The organism is Alteromonas sp. KUL49, from assembly GCF_006538345.1.
Taxonomy (GTDB): Bacteria; Pseudomonadota; Gammaproteobacteria; order Enterobacterales; family Alteromonadaceae; genus Alteromonas.
Map to the genome: position 1 here is coordinate 38564 of NZ_BJKL01000002.1, position 18673 is coordinate 57236.

Genomic DNA, 18673 nt, shown 5'->3' on the forward strand with positions numbered 1-18673 from the left:
TTATGGATATCGCACGCTTCTCCATTGAAAAGCCGGTAAATGTTTGGCTAATGGCGGTTATTATGTTGCTTGGCGGTGTAATCGCTATGTCTAACATAGGCCGACTTGAAGATCCTGCATTTACTATCAAACAGGTTAAGGTTTTTACCTCATATCCTGGAGCCAGTGCTGAAAAAGTTGAACAGGAAATCACTGAGCCTTTAGAAATTGCTATTCAACAAATGGCACAGTTGAAAAAACTGACGTCTATTTCCTCACCCGGTCGCTCCGAAATTACGGTTGAAGTGAAAAGTAACTATGACAGTAGTGAGCTTCCGCAAATTTGGGATGAGCTAAGAAAGCGTCTACGAGATGCTACGGGTTCACTGCCCGCTGGTGCTAATGCACCCGTGGTGTTTGATGACTTTGGTGATGTATACGGCCTCTACTATGCCCTAAGCGCACCCGATTTTAGCCCCAGAGAACTACGTGAATTCGCCCGTATCATTCGTCGTGACTTACTCACTACCGACGGAGTGGCAAAGGTTACCGTTACCGGTGTGCAACAGGAACAAATCGTCGCCTACATCAACCCATATCAACTTGCAGGATTTGGTATTTCCTTTCCCGAGCTCACCGCATTGTTTGAAGACAACTTACGTCCATTTAATGGTGGTAGAGTAAAAGTCGATGATAAAAATATACGACTTATTGTAGAGCGCGCGCCTGACAAGCTAGAAGAAATTTCGAACTTATCTTTAGTGGTTCCAGGAACCAATCGTTCATTACGAGTGGCTGATGTAGCTACCTTACGCCTTGAGCCTGCCGATATACAACCTGTAATGATTCGCTACAACGGTGAGCAAGCACTTACTTTATCGGTATCCGCTCTTTCTAGCGTAAATATTGTTGATGTGGGTAATCGTGTTAATCAAAAAGTTGACGACCTTCTCAAAAGACTACCCGTGGGCATCACACTCACGCCTATTTATGACCAAGCAGCGGTTGTTGATGAGTCAGTAGACGGTTTTATTTTAAATCTTGTGATGTCGGTGGCAGTGGTTACATTTACCCTTTGCTTATTTATGGGTTGGCGTTCTGGCGTTGTTGTAGGTGCCGTTTTACTCGTTACCGTAATGGGTACCATATTGATTATGTGGCTCATGGATATTCAGCTTCAGCGAATTTCACTGGGGGCTATGGTAATTGCTATGGGTATGCTGGTCGACAACGCCATTGTGGTTGCCGAAGGCATGATGCTCAGAATGGCCTTTGGCGGCACAGCCAAAGATGCGGCTAGCTTTATTGTTAAACGCACACAATGGCCTCTGCTGGGTGCCACGGTTATCGGCATTGCCGCTTTCTCTGGCATAGGTTTGTCTGATGACGCCACAGGTGAATTTTTGTACTCGCTGTTTGCTGTGGTTCTAGTTTCACTATTATTAAGCTGGATTCTAGCAGTGACTTTAGTGCCGGTATTGGGTGCGTACTTTTACCGCAAAGGTGTAAAGCCCCTTGATGATGATCATCGTTCAACCGCGCAAACTTGGTTTGTGAGCGTTTTGCACAGCGCTCTCAAGTTCAGGTGGTTAACTATTGCTGCACTATTGGTTATTACGGTGGTGGCCTATGGAAGCTTTGGCAAGGTAAAACAAGGCTTTTTCCCGCCATCGAATGCGCCCATATTCTTCGTCCATTATTGGGCGCCACAAGACCGAGATATTAGAGCGACAGAACTAGCCGTAATAGAAGCGGAATCGCGAATTTTGGGTCAAGATCATATTTCCGCCGTTTCCACATTTATAGGGCAAGGAGCAGATCGCTTTACGCTGACCTATGGGCCACAAAGTGCCAATGAAAACTACGGTTTCTTTATGGTGCGTGTAGACGAACTCGAAAATATTCCGTCTGTGATAGAAGCAATAGCCCCAGGTTTACAAGACGTAGATCTAGATGCAAGCTTCTATTTTGAGCGCATGCAATTTGGTCCGGGTGGTGGTGCTAAGCTTCAACCTAGATTCTCTGGGCCAGATATTCATGTATTGCGAGATTTGGCTGAGCAAGCTAAAGCTATTCTCATTGAAGACGGCAAAGTAAAAGACGTTCGTCACAATTGGCGAGAAAAAGGTGTGGCTATAAACACGCTGTTCGACAATTACAATGCGGGAATAGCCGGCGTCTCTCATGCTGATTTTAGCCAGACTATCCAGTACGCCAGTAGCGGTTTGCAATTAGGTACGGTGCAAGATGGGGACTACCCCTATCCCATTGTAGCTAAGATGGCAAAACCAGAAGCTACCGTGTTACAAGCGATTCGAGAAAGTCAGGTATGGTCGTCTCAACAAGCACAATATGTTCCTTTTACTCAGGTTTCTGGCGGGCTAGATGTTCAAACTGAAGAACTTCGCATACACCGTCTTGATCGAGTGAGAACAATAACCGTACAAGCAGATCCCGGCGATAACGAAACCGCTGGAGAAGCATTGGCACGTATACGTCCCAAAATTGAAGCAATTCCCCTACCATTGGGCTATTCCTTGGAATGGGGCGGCGAATTTGAAAGCGCCTCAGAGGCACAAGAAGCCCTTGGGGCCGGTTTACCCGCAGGCTTCTTAGTGATGTTCATTATTTCAGTGTTGTTATTTGGCCATGCTAGACAGCCACTGATAATTTGGCTTGTGGTGCCGATGGCTGTGGTTGGCGTAGTCACTGGTTTGCTTGCTACCGATATGCCCTTTGGATTTATGTCGTTGCTCGGCTTCTTAAGCCTGTTTGGAATGTTGATTAAGAACGCCATCGTCCTGATTGAAGAAATTGACCTTCAAATTGAAGAAGGCCAACCCATACGCACAGCGATCGTTGAGGCAACACTCAGTCGCTTGAGGCCAGTAAGTTTGGCTGCCGTCACTACTATTCTGGGTATGGCACCGCTGCTTTTCGACGCTTTCTTTGCAGACATGGCGGTGACTATTATGGGTGGATTAGCGTTCGCCACCATATTAACACTGATTGCAGTGCCCGTGCTTTACAGCATACTGTTTAAAGTAAGCTACCGATAACAAACAAAGGCCGCTCTGAAATCGACTCAGAGTGTAATGCCTATCGATTAGCTTGGTTTTCGATATAAGCGAGGGGAAGTAATTAACTTTTTACGGCCGTCCTCGGCATGGATGCCGAGGTCGAGCCCCATGGAAGGGTCTACTGCGTGCAGTAAAAAGTTCATTACTTCCCCTCAGTGAGGTCGAAACAGCCTTTTATCGCTTAACTGACTGGCATTAGACCCAGAGCGGCCTTTCACATTGCTTGGGCTTACATCTTTTTTGACGCAACTCGACTCTCCATGAAACACATAACATCGCGCCACGAGACAATCCCAACGGGATGGTTATTTTCATCCACTATAGGCAAACAGGACACACCAAATTCGTTAAACATAGCTATTGCCTTGAATATACTTGCGTGAGGCGGCAACGAAATAACGTCTCTCGTCATTATTTGGTGTGCTTTTTTGTCTAGCGTAGCTCTGTCTTTAGTTCGCTCGCCCATGGTATCTAAAAACGGACTCACCGCTTTAAGCAAATCCCGATCGGAAATAACACCGACTAGCTTATTGTCATGTACAACTAATAAATGATGAAAACCCGTGGCGCTGAACAGCTCTCGTAATGTGTGCAAGCTATCATCCATATGCACGCTTACCACTCGCTTAGTCATAATACTTGCTATTGCCATACGACTCGCCCTCTCATCTTTCGACCCACGAGTAGCGCCTACTGTCACTACCAGTTTTTATTTATCTGATATAGCATAAGATTTTGATTTCATACAAGGTACGCGGGTAAACGTGATGAGACAGTTAATACTCATAGTAAGTTTCTATATTGTGACGTGCAACGCACTGGCTACCGAGTCTGAGATCCGCATTCACACCAACAGTTACAATATTCAGGCGATTATCAATGTACCAGATAAGCCAGCACAACACGGAAAGTACCCTGCCATTGTTATGTTACACGGCACGGCGTCACATAAGGATGAAGTGGGTAATTTGTACAAGTCTCTCGCAGCAAAACTCGCAGAGGTTGGTATTGCCTCAATCCGAATTGACTTTGCAGGTTTTGGCGACAGTGAAGCAGCAATGTCTGACTATACCCTCACCTCTGCAGTTAATGACGCCACTGTTGCACTTCAACACCTATCATCACACCCGCACGTTGATACAGAAAGATTGGGTGTTATCGGTTTTAGCCAAGGTGCTCTTATTGCTCAGTTAGTTGCGGTTCAACATCCGAGCATTAAAGCACTTGTGGCATGGTCTCCTGCGATAGGCGATGGTATTACAGCAATGCAGGACTTTTACAATGCCCATATTCAACAGGCAAAAACGGTAGGGATTGCTAGAGTAGAACTTGGTTGGAGAGATGATTTACTGGTTAGCAAGCAATGGTTTGACGAACTTGCTTCCCAAACCTCATTGAGTGATTTGGCAAACTTCACAGGCGCTACGTTGGCAATATCCGGAAGCGAAGACAAGGTTTTGCCTTGGGAGAATGCCACTGCACTGGTAGAGGCAACAAATAGTGATAACGCGCAGGCAATAGTGATTAAAGGGGCTGATCACATCTTTAACGTACTTCAAGAGTCTCAGCCGCAACCTAACGCGTTGCTCTCGCTCACCACTCACTGGCTCTCAAACAACCTGTAATCACGTTATTTAAGGCCAGTGAAATGGTTCAGTGTGTTATAGCTAGCGTTAGTTAAAACGCTACAATCTATCCGACACCGTTGATTACTACTTTACCCATAGCTTTACCACTTGATAAACGAGCATGGGCATCACCGGCTTGTTCAAAGGTGAACACTTCTTCGTCCAATACTGGGGTCAATTTACCCTCATCAGCAATTTTCGCCAATGTCGACAAAATCTCACCATGTGATTCTCGCATTACATTGTGAATCATAGGAATAAGCATAAACACCACATGTAAGCTCAACCCTTTAAAGTGAGCTACGCTTAAGTCTGACTCAACTAATGAAACGGTAGTTGCTACTTGCCCATTCAGTGCCGCCGCGTTGTATGAATTCTGCAAATTTGGGCCACCAACTGAATCATACACAACATCAAAACCTTTGCTAGACGTGTGCGCTGCAACATAGTCCTCAACCGCTTCTTCGCGGTAGTTAATAAAGGTACCACCAAGCTTTTCAATAAGGGCTTTTTGCTTATCTGAACTTCCAGTAGCAAACACATTTGCACCAAAATAATTAGCAAGCTGCAACGCAATATGACCAACACCGCCAGCGCCACCGTGAACGAGTACACTTTGCCCTTCTCTTGTATTTGCTCGCACTAAACCTTCATAGGCAGTTATACCCACCAATGGTATCGCTGCTGCCTCGCGCATAGATAAAGACTTAGGCTTATGGGCAATAAGCCTAACGTCAGCAGGCATGTACTCAGCGAGTGCGCCTTGAAGGTCTCCAAGCCCACCTGCACAGCCGTATACCTCATCACCAACACTGTATTCCAACACCTCGTCGCCCACTTCAACAATAGTGCCGGCAAAGTCCATACCTAATATACCCGGAAGCGCTGGAGAAAAGGTAAATCTGTTCCCATTTGCCTAATCATAGTGTCAACCGTATTAACACTAGAAGCAGCCACTTTCACCAACACTTCACCCGATTTAATCGCCGGTTTCTGTATATCAGCCAAGGTAAATACTTCTGGGCCACCGAACTCATTTATAACCATTGCTTTCATTATGTCACTCGCTTTGTCTTTTTGAATGTCTTCAATACTAGTTGCAAAGTCTCGCTGTGATAATTGAGATAACCTTATAAAGAGTTTATAGTTATTATTGATAATAGATTTATTTAATACGTTTAATATCAAATAAATTCCATCTGTTGACTACATTGGACCAGATGCTTAATGAATATAGATCACCTGAAGCTTTTCGTGCGCGTTGCCTATACAAAAAACATCAGCGCCGCCGGTCGAGAGATGCACCTTTCGCCTGCAGTATCCAGTGCCTACATTAGCAAGTTAGAAGCTGACGTAGGCGTGAGATTAATTCACAGAACCACTAGACAGGTTGGCCTGACGGACGACGGCAAGCAGTTTCTTCCCCATGCAGAGTCGATTTTAAATACCGTGGAGACTGCACAGGCATCGGTAGGCAACGGAAAACAAATACCCAAGGGCACCTTGAGGATCACTGCACCTGCATCCTTTGGTCGCATGCACATCATTCCCGCCATCAAGCAATTTTTAGATGACTATCCGCAAATCAAAATCGACTTTAGATTCAGTGACAGTATTTTAGATGTGGTGGAAGGTGGCTACGATATCGCTATCAGAGACGCCGCCCTTAAAGACTCTAGCCTTCATGCGCGAAAAATAGCGCCTGATCACCGCATTCTCGTTGCTGCTCCTAGCTATATTGAACGACACGGCGAACCCGATACTATTGAAGCCCTTGAACAACACCAAGCAGTAGCGTTGTCGGGATTGCGCACATGGGAATTTGAAACCGACAAGGGAGTGGCATCTATCAGGCCCAAAGTTAACTTGAGCGTAGACAACGGAGAGGCCGTACGCGACGCCTGCATACATGGCAATGGCATCACTATAATGTCGACTTGGTGTTGCTATGAAGCGCTAATGAAAGGGCAGCTTGTGCAAGTTCTCCCTTCTGCTCGACTATTTCCTACTTGCGATTTATGGGCTGTGTATCCAAGCCAACGTTTACTCGCACCTAAAGTGCGGGTATTCATTGATTTTCTGGCGTCGCACTTTGGACAAACACCCTATTGGGATGAAGCACTAGCAAAACATACTTCGAATTAACTACACATTTCATTTATACCGTCTAAGCATAAGTTCTAAAAACCCCCTAGCCAGCTAAACAATTTATTTATAGACTGCCTGCACAAGAATAATAACGACAGGTTACGTGTGCTATCACTCAAAGGTCATGGTGCACACTATGTCTAATATGTTTTAAATAGGGTTCTTTATTTAATGTCTCAACAACAAGTAGGTTTAGTTGGCTGGCGTGGAATGGTCGGCTCGGTGCTAATGCAACGTATGGAAGAAGAACAAGACTTCGCGCACATCGCGCCTACGTTCTTTACCACGTCTCAAAAAGGGTTACCTGCGCCCACTATTGGTGGCACATCATACGGTGTGTTAGAAGACGCTTTCGACATCGAAGCACTGGCAAAACAAGATATTATTATCACTTGTCAGGGCGGTGATTACACCAAAGACGTTTACCCTAAACTACGTGAATCAGGCTGGAACGGCTATTGGATTGATGCGGCATCTGCACTAAGAATGGACGATGACGCCATTATCGTTCTTGACCCAGTAAACCGCGACAGCATAGACAGCGGTTTAGCCAATGGTGTTAAAACCTTTGTGGGCGGTAACTGTACAGTTTCACTTATGCTACTTGCCTTAGGTGGTTTGTTCGAGAAAGGCTTGGTTGAATGGGCGAGCCCAATGACCTATCAAGCCGCGTCTGGTTCAGGTGCCAAGCACATGCGTGAACTCATCAGTCAAATGGGTGCCATTCACGACAAGGTCAAAGACAAAGTATCCGACCCTGCTACCGCTATTCTTGATATCGACAAAGAAGTGGCTGAGTTTATTCGCAGTAGCGACTATCCAAGCGACCAATTTGGAGTTCCACTGGCTGGAAGTTTGATCCCTTACATCGACAGCCAACTGCCTTCGGGACAAAGTCGTGAAGAGTGGAAAGCGGAATCAGAAGCAAACAAGATTTTAGCCACACAAACTAACGTACCTATCGACGGTATTTGTGTGCGTGTGGGCGCTATGCGTTGCCACAGCCAAGCCATTACGCTCAAGCTAACCAAGGACCTACCCGTTGAGGAAATCGAGTCTATCCTTGCTGAACACAACGACTGGGTGAAAGTTGTCGCTAATGATCGCGACGAGACTATGCAAGAGCTAACACCGGCTAAGGTGACGGGCACACTGTCTATACCCGTAGGTCGTATCCGTAAGCTCACTATGGGACCTGAGTATATCTCGGCGTTTACCGTAGGTGATCAGCTATTGTGGGGTGCAGCCGAACCACTTCGCAGAATGCTTAGGATCATATTGGGCAAATAAATCGCCCTAAAAACTCAACAGGCATGGCTCGATAGATTATCAACGCCATGCCTTTTGTTTATATGGTGTCAGACCAGACCGCCAACTCGTTCCCACCGGGCTCTATAAAATGAAAACGGCAGCCTCCAGGAAAGGCAAAAGTATCTTTAGCAATCACACCACCACACTCCACGACTTTCGCTTTTATTCCATCAATATCTTTTGAATAGAACACCAACAAAGGCGCGCCATTTTCGGCTTTGAGAACGGTAGGTGAATAGTAAAAACCACCGTCTAAGCCTGTTTCACTGAACGCCGTATATTCTGGGCCATAATCGGTAAACTCCCACTCAAACACAGCACCAAAAAATGCCTTTGTGGCGTCAATATCTTTGGTAGCAAATTCTACGTAGTTTAGTAACCCAACATTCGACATAGTTACACCTCTCTTTTTGTTTTAGCTAACCATATAGGAAAACAGAGAGTTTGTCTGTTGCGTTAACAAAATCATTACATACAGATTAGAAAAACTTGCTAAATAGTAGCCTGACACTAAAGTTGGCGTCGTCGTCTACCAAGGGACTGTCGGTAATGCTGTCGTCATACCACGTATAATCAATCGCAAACTGGGTAAATCCACCAAAGAAGATGGGCGTTGAGACCGATAAACCCAACGAGGTATTCACTGCACTGTCACCGCTATAAAAACCGCGCTCAGCAGTTACTTCGTCAGCGCTTACTCCGTAGTAATAATCAACATAGCTCTCGTCGAGATAACTTACGGATGCATTGGGTTCAAAAAACACTGGACCATATTGAAACGCACGCCCCAATTGAGCACGTACTTCATAACCGTCTGACTTATTGAGCACATCAAACAACCCAGATACATTTACACGCCAATCATCCCGCTCATACTTAACCGCTAATCCAGCATCAATGGAAGAATCTCTCTCTTCCATACCCGCAAAAACGTCACTATCTGAATCATCAAAACCCTGAAAGCGAGGTGATAATCTGGCTTCGAACTCGATGTCACCAATTTCAGCAAACTCGTAGCTCACAAACGGGCCATACACGGTTAGGTTTTCGCTGCGATACCCAATAATAGGAAGAGGGATAACCCGGTTACCAAAGCCTTGATAGATTTCTTTGCTTAGCGACAAGCCAACCCCATACAAGAATCCGTTGGGTTCCAGCTGGGCTCTAGCACTTCCTCTTTCGTCCGCACTTACCGCACCAGACAACACAGCCAACATCAATACCGCCAGCTTTTTCATGATTCATATTCCTTTAGGACAAAATGGGTATTACGAAAGGTTTATGAAAGCGTTCACTTATTGAGGAAATGAGTTGTACTCGAAGCTTTAAAATTTTGGGACTCACCTCTTTGAAGTAGAATTATTAAAATAGAAAATAACCAGATGTTCGGCATAATAATGTGTCATGTAACAGTGAAGTAGTGTTTAATTAACGTACAAAAAACGGTAAGGTACACGGAAATGGACACCGATAAGATTAGTGAGAACCAAATTTCGATGTTTAAAGGAAGAAGCAAGCAACATACGCTAATAGCTTACCTCCTATTGTGTTTTGTTTTTTCGCTCCTTGGATTAGCGGTTTATATATTTTTCTTTGCTCAGTCGATTGAAACAAGAGGTGGTTCCGCACAAAATTTAGAGACTCTGAATAGAGAGCTAGATGGTCAAATACTTCTGAGAGAGGCTCAGAATAGTGCAAGAAGTGCAGTTGAAGCTGGATTTGAAGTAGGCACAAGAACAATTACTGACGTATTAAACCTTGAACACGAAATATTTGTTCTAAACTCCAGAATCAACGTGCTCGAGCAAAAAAAGAAGTTATTGATTGACATTAATTATATAAATCAGACCGAAGAACTGTTAACTCGCGAAGAAATGATAGCACATTTAGAGGCGCTCAGATTATATCAGACGCAAGTTAATAACATACTGAGTGCAGCAAAAGAAAAATATGCACTAGGGCTCGTTGCGATGACGGACGTTCATGAAGCGCAATTGGAAGCAAGTGACGTAGAAAACAAACGCAATATTGCACTACTTAAGTTTGAACAATTACCAGTTGCTGAGGACTACGTCGCTAAAGCTGGAAATTACGAAACCATTGATTTAATAAGAATTAATATCATTCGATTTGGTGGCATAAGCGTAACGTTATTTCTAATAGCTCTAATTATCCCTATTTATCGATACAATATTCGCCTCGCAATATTTTATATGTCCCGTGCAGATGCATTGTTAATTTGCAAAGAAACTGGTTTTTCAGACCTCACGACTTTGGTCAATTTATTGGCCCCAACGCACGCATTCGAGAAAGAGCCTACGACTCCAATTGATTCACTTAGTATGGTTTCATCCGCTTTACTCAGTAAAAAATGAGCATATTTGGCGTGTCTAGAATAGTGACTTAAATCAAGTACAGTGTGATCAGGATGACTGTCTCTGGCAAGCTCAAATGTACATCAAGCCAATTAACATACCATTTAGATTTTTGAATGTTCTAATTCTGCTGGTATATAAAAAATCGTAATCTCGTCTAAACGAGCTTTAACCACAATAGTCGTTATAAGTTGAATCGCTAAACATCTATTATCGATACTTCCCTAATTTTATAAGGATGTGAATGGCAACTAACAAAAATCAACATTACGTACCTAAGTGCTACTTGAAGGAATTCACACTCGATTCTTTAGGAAAAGCTATCAATGTATACAACGTTGATAGGAGCAAACTCTTACGCAATGCTCCAGTTAAGAACCAATGCTCTGGTAACTATTTTTATGGTAAAAGCGCTAAGTTAGAGGGTGCTATTCAATTGGTAGAGAGAGCCTATGCAACCACTCTGCGAGAACTATTAAACTCTTCGCGAAAACTCACCGATAAGCACCGAATTATCCTAATCCGCTTTTGGTTACTTCAGCACCTACGAACGGAGGCAGCATCAAGAAGAACCGCTGAAATGTTTGCTGAAATTGGTACTACATCAGGTATCGATCCAAGAGAGTTTAATCTAGAGATTAAAGAAGCTGTAATATTAGCAATGAAACAATATGCTGAGTGCATGTCAGGTATAGATGACTTGAAAACATGCATCGTTTACAACAAAACTAAGCTTCCCTTTATTACATCAGATGACCCAGCAGTACTAACCAATAAATGGTATATAAATGATGAGCGGACGAAGTTTAGGTCTTTTGGTGTGGGAAACGCAGGCGCTTTAACGTTTCTACCTCTAACACCTAAACTATTATTCTTGGGCTACGATGGCGATGTTTACAATGTCTCCAACAAAAATGGATGGACAAGCATATCTAGTCAAAATGATGTAATCAGCTTTAATCAGCAGCAAATATTAAATTGCCGAGCTAATATTTTTTTGAAAGATGCTGAACATGAGTGTTTTTTAAAAACATCAGTTGAAAGTATATCTAAGTATAAACCTGAAACTAGGCACAGGGTCACTTACGCAGTGCCTGATTATAATGATGGCGAGTATACTCGCTACAGGGTCGTTGAAAATAAAGAAGCTGAAGAGCATCAAGAAGTACTAATGCATTCAGAAGTAATACATCCTAAAGAATTTTCATGGCCTAGCGTCATAAAATATCGGAGTAATGGGAAAGTGTTTACTAACGGGACTGGTAAGGGGTATATGAGGCGTTATCACATACCACCCGGAGCGCAAGATTACTATTGGGAGCTGTCCAAACCCAAATAAAGGGCTTGCACTTCTTCACTTTGAATACACAAGTATTCGAGTGTTTGGTTCTCTGACGAATGCCCGGATCGCAACCGATACGCATCCTTTCATTCTCTGATGGTAACCCCATGTTTTGCGCAAAGTATGTGACCCCGTTTTTTCGGACACTACAGTATCTTCGCACCAACCTTTTACTAGACTATTCAACGTGGAAACACCTATTACCGTATTCGACAAAATTAACTGAAAGAATACAGCGTTAGGTTCATACCGTCACGGGTGATGAACCAACCAATATTGGATGGCGTTGTTACAGATGCATGTGAGGAACGTATTGAGAGAATCGCAAGGGATAAGCCTATGTTATTGGAAAATAATAGCGAATTGCGCGACTTCCATCAGAGGATTTGACGAAACTTTTCGAAACGAATTTAGATTTTTTGAAACCCGCTATGCCGTATGGGTTACAGACAACCCAGAGCACAAACGAGTAGTACTCTGAATCGCTTTTCATAATGCATTGGTATTCAATAGAAAATAGGGAGTTCGAACCACCGCTATCACGAGCCCCTTCAAGCTATTAGAGGATTTTGATAGCCACGATTCTAAATTGGCAGAAAGAAAAGGATTAATTCAAAACCCTTCGGGCTTCGCGGACAAGCCGCTCGTTTCAAGTTGCTAAGTGGCAACTTGTCAAACCCTGAACTCGGGTTCTCAACCGTCACATCCCTATAGATACAAAAAAACCGGCTATGAGCCGGTTCTTCTGTATCTGGCGGAGAGAGAGGGATTCGAACCCTCGATACGCTATAAACGTATACACACTTTCCAGGCGTGCGCCTTCAGCCACTCAGCCATCTCTCCAAATTGTGTGGTGTGAGCCTGGGCTCAATACCGAATTTCTTACAGTGAATACTGTGAGCGCGCGTATATTAGGGAATCATGCTTGCTGAATCAAGCTATTGCCCCAAAAAACACAATAAGTGTCTATTTAATACACGCTTTTACCTTACAAGCCTTGTTTGCGCTTTAGTTCCGCAGAAAAATCGAGCATGCGATCTAATGGCACTAACGCGCGTTCACGCAGGCCATCATCTACGAATATCTCGTGAGAACCGTTGTCTTCGCTCAATGACGCCTTAATCGCCTCTAAGCCGTTCATTGCCATCCATGGACAGTGAGCACAACTTTTACATGTAGCGCCGTTACCGCCCGTTGGAGCCTCTATAAACGTCTTGTTCGGAGTGAGTTGCTGCATCTTATAAAAAATGCCTTTATCAGTAGCAACAATAAAGGTGTCGTTGTCCATTTTTTGCGACGCTGCAATCAGCTGACTGGTAGAACCTACTGCATCAGCCATATCAACCACACTCGCGGGTGACTCAGGGTGAACCAATACCGCAGCGTTGCGATGCAAGGCTTTCATATCAGCGAGTTTTTGCGCAGAGAACTCGTCGTGAACAATACACTCGCCTTGCCACATAAGCATGTCTGCGCCAGTTTGCTTGGCAATGTAGCTACCCAAGTGACGGTCTGGTCCCCAGATAATCTTTTTACCTTGGCTATCTAGGTGCTCAACAATCTCAAGTGCAATACTTGAAGTAACTACCCAATCTGCACGGGCTTTCACTGCAGCCGACGTATTGGCGTAAACCACCACGGTGTGATCTGGGTGCTGGTCACAGAAATGGCTGAATTCATCAATTGGGCAACCAAGGTCTAGTGAACACGTTGCTTCCAAGGTTGGCATGAATACGCGCTTTTCAGGGCTAAGGATTTTAGCTGTCTCGCCCATGAAACGTACACCTGCAACAATGAGGTTTTGCTCTTGTGCATCGCGCCCAAAGCGAGCCATTTCTAAAGAATCGGCTACGCACCCACCAGTCTCTTCTGCTAACGCCTGAATTTCAGGATCAGTGTAGTAATGCGCAACTAACACGGCATTGCGTTCTTTAAGCAAAGATTTAATTTCTGCTTTTAAGCTCTGCTTTTTAGCATCTGATAGGGGTTGAGGTTTGGCTGGAAAAGGGTAATCAACCTGTTCCACACGAAAAGCAACGGTCATTGGCCTTCATCTCTGTTTCAACAAGGGCGTGGATTATACCCAACTGTCATAAAAATTACACATGCATAAACGCATATACAAGAACATTTATTAATCGCTAGATTACGTGAGTGCATGCAACAAAATAATCAATAATCTGGAAGATATACGCGCAAATATTCGGTCGCGTTCAAAACCGCTGCGCGGATTTTGTCGAACAGCTTCGCTGGTTCAAATCCTGAATTTACGTTGGGTAATATATTTTTGAAATTTTGGAAAACGACACATTGAGGAGATGGTGGGTCGTGCTGGATTCGAACCAGCGACCAATTGATTAAAAGTCAACTGCTCTACCAACTGAGCTAACGACCCATCAAAAATACAGATTAAAGCTAGACGCTTGAGAGAAAGTGGTGGGTCGTGCTGGATTCGAACCAGCGACCAATTGATTAAAAGTCAACTGCTCTACCAACTGAGCTAACGACCCTTTCTCTTCTGTTGTTGCCTGTGTCTTGGCAACGGCGGCATATAATACTCAGATTTTTTTATGGTGCAAGCCGAATTTGTCTTTTATTTTCATTTTTCTGTAAAAAAGCGTTCAACCGCCTAAAAAGAAAACAAATCGCGCAGCAATCACTCAAGAGTACTGATAATTTATAGAATAAGTTCGAGTAAAAGGTGAAGTTAGCCTTCAAAATCTAACCAAAAATTTAGGTAGAAAAAAGCAAATTTCTTGGAAAAACAAAAATAATTTTCGAATGACGAAAAAAAACCTCTCTTTCGAGAGGTTTTTTTAAAGTTTTTCTAGTCGGGACTCAGCTAACTGGCGAGCTGACGAGTCTGGGTATTCAGATATCACCCGCTGCAAGCGTTCTCTTGCCGTTGCTACGTCGCCCGTTCGTTCAGCAATCATACCGAGCTTTAACAACGCATCAGGCCCTTTAGCAGAATCGGCAAAGCGCTCTATCACGATCGAAAACTGTTCCGTAGACTCTGACCACTGCTGTTTATTAAACAGAAGTTGTCCCAACCAATAATGCGCGTTGGGTGCATATTCACTGTTTGGGAACTGTGCAATAAACGACTGAAACGCAGGAATCGCCTTATCATACTCGCGTGAACGCAGTATAAGGTTCACAGCGCTCTCGTAGGCTTCGCTCTCTGATACCGTGGGAGCGGTGCCTTGCTGGGGCGTGACTGCAGGCTGTGTGCTGCTAGGTAAGACGGTGGAATCCCCTCCCCCTGCAACAACGCCAGCTTGTTTCAGAGCCTCTACGCGTTTGTCAATTTCAAGATAGAGTTCACGCTGACGCTCAAGCACTTTTTGAAGTTCATTGGTGTTCACTTCAACTGCACCGCGTAACGTGTCGATCTCTTCTTGCATCAACACCAATTGCTCTTGTAATTGATGCTGCATTTCAGTGCGGTTTTTTACAATGCGCTCGAGTATTTCGATACGCTTTGTAAGCTCGTCACTGCTGTTTACATCATAAACAGGGGCTTGGGCGTACAAACCAGTAGAAACGGCAAGGGCGGCACTTAACGTGACGCCCTTACAAATAGATTTAATAACGGTATTCGTCATTATCGGTATACAACCACTCCGCGACGGTTTTGAGCGAACGCATATTCACTTGAGCCCATAACCGCAGGTTTTTCTTCTCCGTAAGAAACAACGCTTACTTGGCTTGAACTAACACCAGCATTCTTAAGGTACTGTTCTACCGCTTGTGCACGACGCTCGCCCAACGCAATGTTGTATTCTGGTGTGCCACGGCTGTCAGTGTGACCTTCGATAGTCACTTTCTGAGTTGGATTTGCTACTAGGAATGCAGCGTGCTTGTCTAGCAGTGCTTGGAACTCCGGCTTGATGCTAGCGCGGTCGAAATCAAAGTAAACCGTTTGTTCGCTCTTAAGAGATTCCATTTCTTGTTCAAAAAGCTCTTTTTGACGCTGAAGGCGCTGAGCTGCTTCAGCTTGAACTCGAGCCTCTTCTGCAACACGAGCTTCTTCCGCCGCTGCCGCTTGCTCTTGAGCCATGCGGTTACGCTCGGCCTCTAGTTCTGCCTCAGATGGGCCTGATGAACATGCCATCATAGTCACCACGGGAAGAGCGATAATGAAACCTTTCATTATTTTATTCATTTGCATCCTAGAATCCTTAAATCTTATTGTTTACTTATCTTGTAAATTTAAAACAAAAATGGTGACCAACTTGGCGACTTTACTTGCCCATTGGCTGCTGGTAACCGAGCCTTAAAACGCCCATCCAAAGACACTAGTGACAACACTTGAGTACCTTCGTGAAGGGTGCTGTAAATTATCATACTTCCATTGGGCGCCACGCTGGGCGACTCGTCCAAATAAGTTCTTGTTAAGACTTGCGGTGAACCACCATCGAGCATTTGCTTAGCGATATGGTAATTGCCGTTGGTTTGATTAACCACGATCATCTGCTTACCATCAGGAGCCATTGTCGCTCCCAAGTTCTGCTCGCCTACAAAAGTAACCCGTCTTACTTTCCCAGAATCTAAATTTACGCTATATATCTGAGGTTTACCACCCCGTTCAGAGCTAAAAATTAACCCTTTGCCGTCTGGTAACCAAGTTGGCTCTGTATCTATGGCACGATTTCGAGTAATACGACGAAGATTTTTTGTAGCCAGATCCATAACATAGATTTCTGGGTTGCCATCTTTAGACAATACCATGGCCATTTTTGTACCGTCTGGAGAAAACGCAGGACTACCGTTAATTCCGGGGAAATTCGTTACTCTCGTGCGCTCTGTGGTGTAAATATCTTGAATAAAAATTTGAGGGCGACGGTTTTCAAAGCTCACATAGGCCAGTTTTTCGCCGTCTGGTGACCATGTGGGTGACATTAGTGGCTCGGGAGAAGACAACAAACGAGTTTCATTTTCGCCGTCATAATCGGCTATCACTAACTCATAAGGTGTTGGGTTAGTAGTGCGGTCTCTTACAATAACGTAAGCAATGCGCGTTAAAAATGCACCGCGAACCCCAGTGAGCTTTTCATACACAACATCGCTAATACGGTGTGCATACTGACGAAAGTCTCGCTGTTTAATAATTGCCTGTCTTGAAGCAATAACGTGCGTAGTGGCCTCTACCAACTGCCCATCGACTAATACGCGCGAAGTACCTCCAGTAGCCTGCCCTTTGAGCACATCAACTAACTCATAGCTCACCAAATATGAATCGGCCCCTTGTTGCTCAATACTACCGAGTAACACGGTATCTATACCGCGACTTGCCCATAGATCGTAGTCAACCTCGCTTGCAGACTGAGGGAACTGAGGCATTTTATCTGCACTCAATGGATTGAATTTTCCGCTGCGCATTAAGTCGGCCATGACGACTTCTGAAAGCTCACCAGGGAAAATTCCATCCCCCTTCCATTTGAACGGAACTACCGCAATGGGGCGGGCACTATCCACACCTTCCGTAATTACGATTTCCAACGTTGCGCTTACCTGCGTACTGCAAAAAGCAGCCATAGCAAAAAGCAAAAAACTCAGTTTTCTCATTGCGCTACAATTCCACTATTAAGTTAATATTTTTTAGTTGTTCATAAACATCAGCTGCGTCAGATACGGGTAACTTCTCTGCTCGCCGCACTGCACTTTCAGCCGCCCGACAGAGCGCAGCATCACCATCTAATATTTGTATATTGGTAACAAAACCAGTGGTTGCTAGTCGTATATTCAAACGGCAGCGCTTGCCACTGTAGCTGTCATCATCGTACAAATTGCGCTTAATGGTTTGTTGAATCATGGCAGTGTATCGCTCAACTTCCGACAGTACTACTTTTTGGCGTCTAGCACGCTGAGCAGCCTGCTCCTGCGCAAGTTGCTCTTGCATTAATCGTTCTTGCTCTTGACGTTCAGCTTCTTCTCTCTGCTTTTGCTCGGCTTCAGCTTTCTCTCTGGCTTCTCGTTCTTTGCGCTCTTGCAAACGCTGTTCAGCCAATCGTTTCAGCTCAAGTTGGCGTTGTTGCTCAGCGGCTTCTGCTTCGCGCTCCTCTCTCGCTCGCTTGTCCGCTAGCGCTTGTTGGCGGCGCTGTTCAGCGGCTGCTTGTTCTCTGCGTTGTTGTTCTTGTCTCGCTTGCGCCTCAGCTTGCGCTTGTGCACGTTTAGCATCCGCAATGGCTTGCGCATCGATGAAAGTCGCTTCAATGACCGGAGCATTAAGCGCCATTTGCGGCAATGGTGACGGCGAGAAGCTCACACTAATCAAAAGCACCAGCGCAACAAGTAAGTGCAAGCCTACTGATTTTGCGATGGCGATTTGAGACGACTTAAGTGCTTCCTCTGACATTGTGTTATGGCTCTACCGGATCGGTCATCAAGCCTACGGAGGGCACACCGGCTTGTTGCAACAACACCATAAGTTGAATAACTTCGTTGTATGCAACTTGACCATCGCCTTTTACCACTACAGGTGTCTGCGGCGATTTTTCTAACTGTGCTTTGACCACAGCGGCTAAGGCATCTTTCTCGACGGGGCTTTCTTGATTGTCACCCACATTCAGATAGTACTGCCCTCGAACGTCAACAGAGGCAATCAGTGGCGGGTTGTCTTCTTGCTCAATGGGGTTGGCACTGGCTTTGGGTAAATCCACTTTTACCCCTTGAGAGATAAGTGGTGCAGTTACCATAAATATGATCAGTAGTACCAACATTACATCGATGTAGGGCACAACGTTGATTTCTGATACTGGGCGTCGTCGCTTTCTCACGTACATAGTCTTTCCTCTGCTTGCTATC

15 protein-coding genes, 3 tRNA genes and 1 pseudogene are annotated in these 18673 nt (G+C 44.7%); 6 read left to right on the forward strand and 13 right to left on the reverse strand.

Translation table 11 applies throughout. From position 1 onward, the window contains the following. Positions 1–2: 2 nt before the first annotated feature. Complete coding sequence (locus tag EYS00_RS03345; protein WP_130635161.1) at positions 3–3038, forward strand: efflux RND transporter permease subunit; 3036 nt, start codon at positions 3–5, stop codon at positions 3036–3038. A gap of 250 nt (positions 3039–3288) precedes the next feature. On the opposite strand, the gene EYS00_RS03350 is transcribed toward EYS00_RS03345, so the two are convergent. Beyond that, the gene (locus EYS00_RS03350; protein WP_130635162.1) at positions 3289–3711 is read right to left on the reverse strand and encodes a CBS domain-containing protein; all 423 of its coding nucleotides are present in this window, start codon (positions 3709–3711) and stop codon (positions 3289–3291) included. A gap of 115 nt (positions 3712–3826) precedes the next feature. Between EYS00_RS03350 and EYS00_RS03355 the strand changes: the two genes are divergently transcribed. Then, on the forward strand, positions 3827–4684 hold the full coding sequence (locus EYS00_RS03355) for a S9 family peptidase (protein ID WP_130635163.1): 858 nt from the start codon (positions 3827–3829) through the stop codon (positions 4682–4684). A 67-nt stretch (positions 4685–4751) separates the two neighbouring features. Here the strand turns inward: EYS00_RS03355 and EYS00_RS03360 are convergent. After that, positions 4752–5743: pseudogene (locus EYS00_RS03360) on the reverse strand (zinc-dependent alcohol dehydrogenase family protein). 171 nt (positions 5744–5914) lie between these two features. Between EYS00_RS03360 and EYS00_RS03365 the strand changes: the two are divergent. Continuing rightward, positions 5915–6832, forward strand: a complete 918-nt coding sequence (locus EYS00_RS03365) for a LysR family transcriptional regulator (protein WP_130635164.1) — start codon at positions 5915–5917, stop codon at positions 6830–6832. Positions 6833–7006: 174 nt separating this feature from the next. Further along, positions 7007–8125, forward strand: coding sequence for an aspartate-semialdehyde dehydrogenase (gene asd, locus EYS00_RS03370; RefSeq protein ID WP_130635165.1), 1119 nt, complete (start codon positions 7007–7009; stop codon positions 8123–8125). 58 nt (positions 8126–8183) lie between these two features. Here the strand turns inward: asd and EYS00_RS03375 are convergent, their stop codons facing one another. Together EYS00_RS03375 and EYS00_RS03380 are read right to left on the reverse strand one after the other, a co-directional pair. Continuing rightward, on the reverse strand, positions 8184–8540 hold the full coding sequence (locus tag EYS00_RS03375; RefSeq protein ID WP_130635166.1) for a VOC family protein: 357 nt from the start codon (positions 8538–8540) through the stop codon (positions 8184–8186). 85 nt (positions 8541–8625) lie between these two features. Beyond that, positions 8626–9384 carry a MipA/OmpV family protein gene (locus EYS00_RS03380; protein WP_130635167.1) on the reverse strand — a complete coding sequence of 253 codons (759 nt, stop codon included), beginning with the start codon at positions 9382–9384 and terminating at the stop codon, positions 8626–8628. A 222-nt stretch (positions 9385–9606) separates the two neighbouring features. On the opposite strand from EYS00_RS03380, the gene EYS00_RS03385 reads away from it, so the two are divergent. Together EYS00_RS03385 and EYS00_RS03390 are read left to right on the forward strand one after the other, a co-directional pair. Continuing rightward, positions 9607–10521: a hypothetical protein gene (locus EYS00_RS03385; protein ID WP_130635168.1), complete on the forward strand. Its 915-nt coding sequence runs from the start codon at positions 9607–9609 to the stop codon at positions 10519–10521. A 244-nt stretch (positions 10522–10765) separates the two neighbouring features. Beyond that, complete coding sequence (locus EYS00_RS03390) at positions 10766–11860, forward strand: DUF4238 domain-containing protein (RefSeq protein ID WP_130635169.1); 1095 nt, start codon at positions 10766–10768, stop codon at positions 11858–11860. Between the two features lie 755 nt (positions 11861–12615). Here the strand turns inward: EYS00_RS03390 and EYS00_RS03395 are convergent. The 9 genes from EYS00_RS03395 to tolR form a co-directional block, all read right to left on the reverse strand. Then, positions 12616–12706 (reverse strand) — tRNA-Ser (locus EYS00_RS03395). Between the two features lie 145 nt (positions 12707–12851). After that, entirely contained in the window at positions 12852–13907 is a 1056-nt protein-coding gene (gene nadA / locus EYS00_RS03400; protein ID WP_130635170.1) for a quinolinate synthase NadA, read from the reverse strand. Positions 13908–14182: 275 nt separating this feature from the next. After that, a tRNA-Lys gene (locus EYS00_RS03405) sits at positions 14183–14258 on the reverse strand. A 39-nt stretch (positions 14259–14297) separates the two neighbouring features. Next, positions 14298–14373, reverse strand: a tRNA-Lys gene (locus EYS00_RS03410). A 306-nt stretch (positions 14374–14679) separates the two neighbouring features. Then, complete coding sequence (ybgF, locus tag EYS00_RS03415) at positions 14680–15471, reverse strand: tol-pal system protein YbgF (protein ID WP_165399292.1); 792 nt, start codon at positions 15469–15471, stop codon at positions 14680–14682. Further along, the gene (gene pal, locus EYS00_RS03420; RefSeq protein ID WP_130635172.1) at positions 15471–16037 is read right to left on the reverse strand and encodes a peptidoglycan-associated lipoprotein Pal; all 567 of its coding nucleotides are present in this window, start codon (positions 16035–16037) and stop codon (positions 15471–15473) included. Before pal ends, ybgF begins: the two co-directional genes overlap by 1 nt. Positions 16038–16078: 41 nt before the next feature. Next, complete coding sequence (gene tolB, locus EYS00_RS03425) at positions 16079–17434, reverse strand: Tol-Pal system beta propeller repeat protein TolB (RefSeq protein WP_130635173.1); 1356 nt, start codon at positions 17432–17434, stop codon at positions 16079–16081. A gap of 4 nt (positions 17435–17438) precedes the next feature. Next, positions 17439–18224, reverse strand: a complete 786-nt coding sequence (gene tolA, locus EYS00_RS03430) for a cell envelope integrity protein TolA (protein ID WP_130635174.1) — start codon at positions 18222–18224, stop codon at positions 17439–17441. 4 nt (positions 18225–18228) lie between these two features. Then, positions 18229–18651 (reverse strand): protein TolR, encoded by a 423-nt coding sequence (gene tolR / locus EYS00_RS03435; protein ID WP_130635175.1) that lies wholly within the window; start codon positions 18649–18651, stop codon positions 18229–18231. Between the last annotated feature and the right edge of the window lie 22 nt (positions 18652–18673).

Excerpts from the sequence above, each read along its gene's own strand:
- EYS00_RS03345 (WP_130635161.1), top strand. The coding sequence starts at position 3 with ATGGATATCGCACGCTTCTCCATTGAAAAGCCGGTAAATGTTTGGCTA.
- EYS00_RS03350 (WP_130635162.1), bottom strand. The coding sequence starts at position 3,711 with ATGGCAATAGCAAGTATTATGACTAAGCGAGTGGTAAGCGTGCATATG.
- EYS00_RS03355 (WP_130635163.1), top strand. The coding sequence starts at position 3,827 with ATGAGACAGTTAATACTCATAGTAAGTTTCTATATTGTGACGTGCAAC.
- EYS00_RS03365 (WP_130635164.1), top strand. The coding sequence starts at position 5,915 with ATGAATATAGATCACCTGAAGCTTTTCGTGCGCGTTGCCTATACAAAA.
- asd (WP_130635165.1), top strand. The coding sequence starts at position 7,007 with ATGTCTCAACAACAAGTAGGTTTAGTTGGCTGGCGTGGAATGGTCGGC.
- EYS00_RS03375 (WP_130635166.1), bottom strand. The coding sequence starts at position 8,540 with ATGTCGAATGTTGGGTTACTAAACTACGTAGAATTTGCTACCAAAGAT.
- EYS00_RS03380 (WP_130635167.1), bottom strand. The coding sequence starts at position 9,384 with ATGAAAAAGCTGGCGGTATTGATGTTGGCTGTGTTGTCTGGTGCGGTA.
- EYS00_RS03385 (WP_130635168.1), top strand. The coding sequence starts at position 9,607 with ATGGACACCGATAAGATTAGTGAGAACCAAATTTCGATGTTTAAAGGA.
- EYS00_RS03390 (WP_130635169.1), top strand. The coding sequence starts at position 10,766 with ATGGCAACTAACAAAAATCAACATTACGTACCTAAGTGCTACTTGAAG.
- nadA (WP_130635170.1), bottom strand. The coding sequence starts at position 13,907 with ATGACCGTTGCTTTTCGTGTGGAACAGGTTGATTACCCTTTTCCAGCC.
- ybgF (WP_165399292.1), bottom strand. The coding sequence starts at position 15,471 with ATGACGAATACCGTTATTAAATCTATTTGTAAGGGCGTCACGTTAAGT.
- pal (WP_130635172.1), bottom strand. The coding sequence starts at position 16,037 with ATGCAAATGAATAAAATAATGAAAGGTTTCATTATCGCTCTTCCCGTG.
- tolB (WP_130635173.1), bottom strand. The coding sequence starts at position 17,434 with ATGAGAAAACTGAGTTTTTTGCTTTTTGCTATGGCTGCTTTTTGCAGT.
- tolA (WP_130635174.1), bottom strand. The coding sequence starts at position 18,224 with ATGTCAGAGGAAGCACTTAAGTCGTCTCAAATCGCCATCGCAAAATCA.
- tolR (WP_130635175.1), bottom strand. The coding sequence starts at position 18,651 with ATGTACGTGAGAAAGCGACGACGCCCAGTATCAGAAATCAACGTTGTG.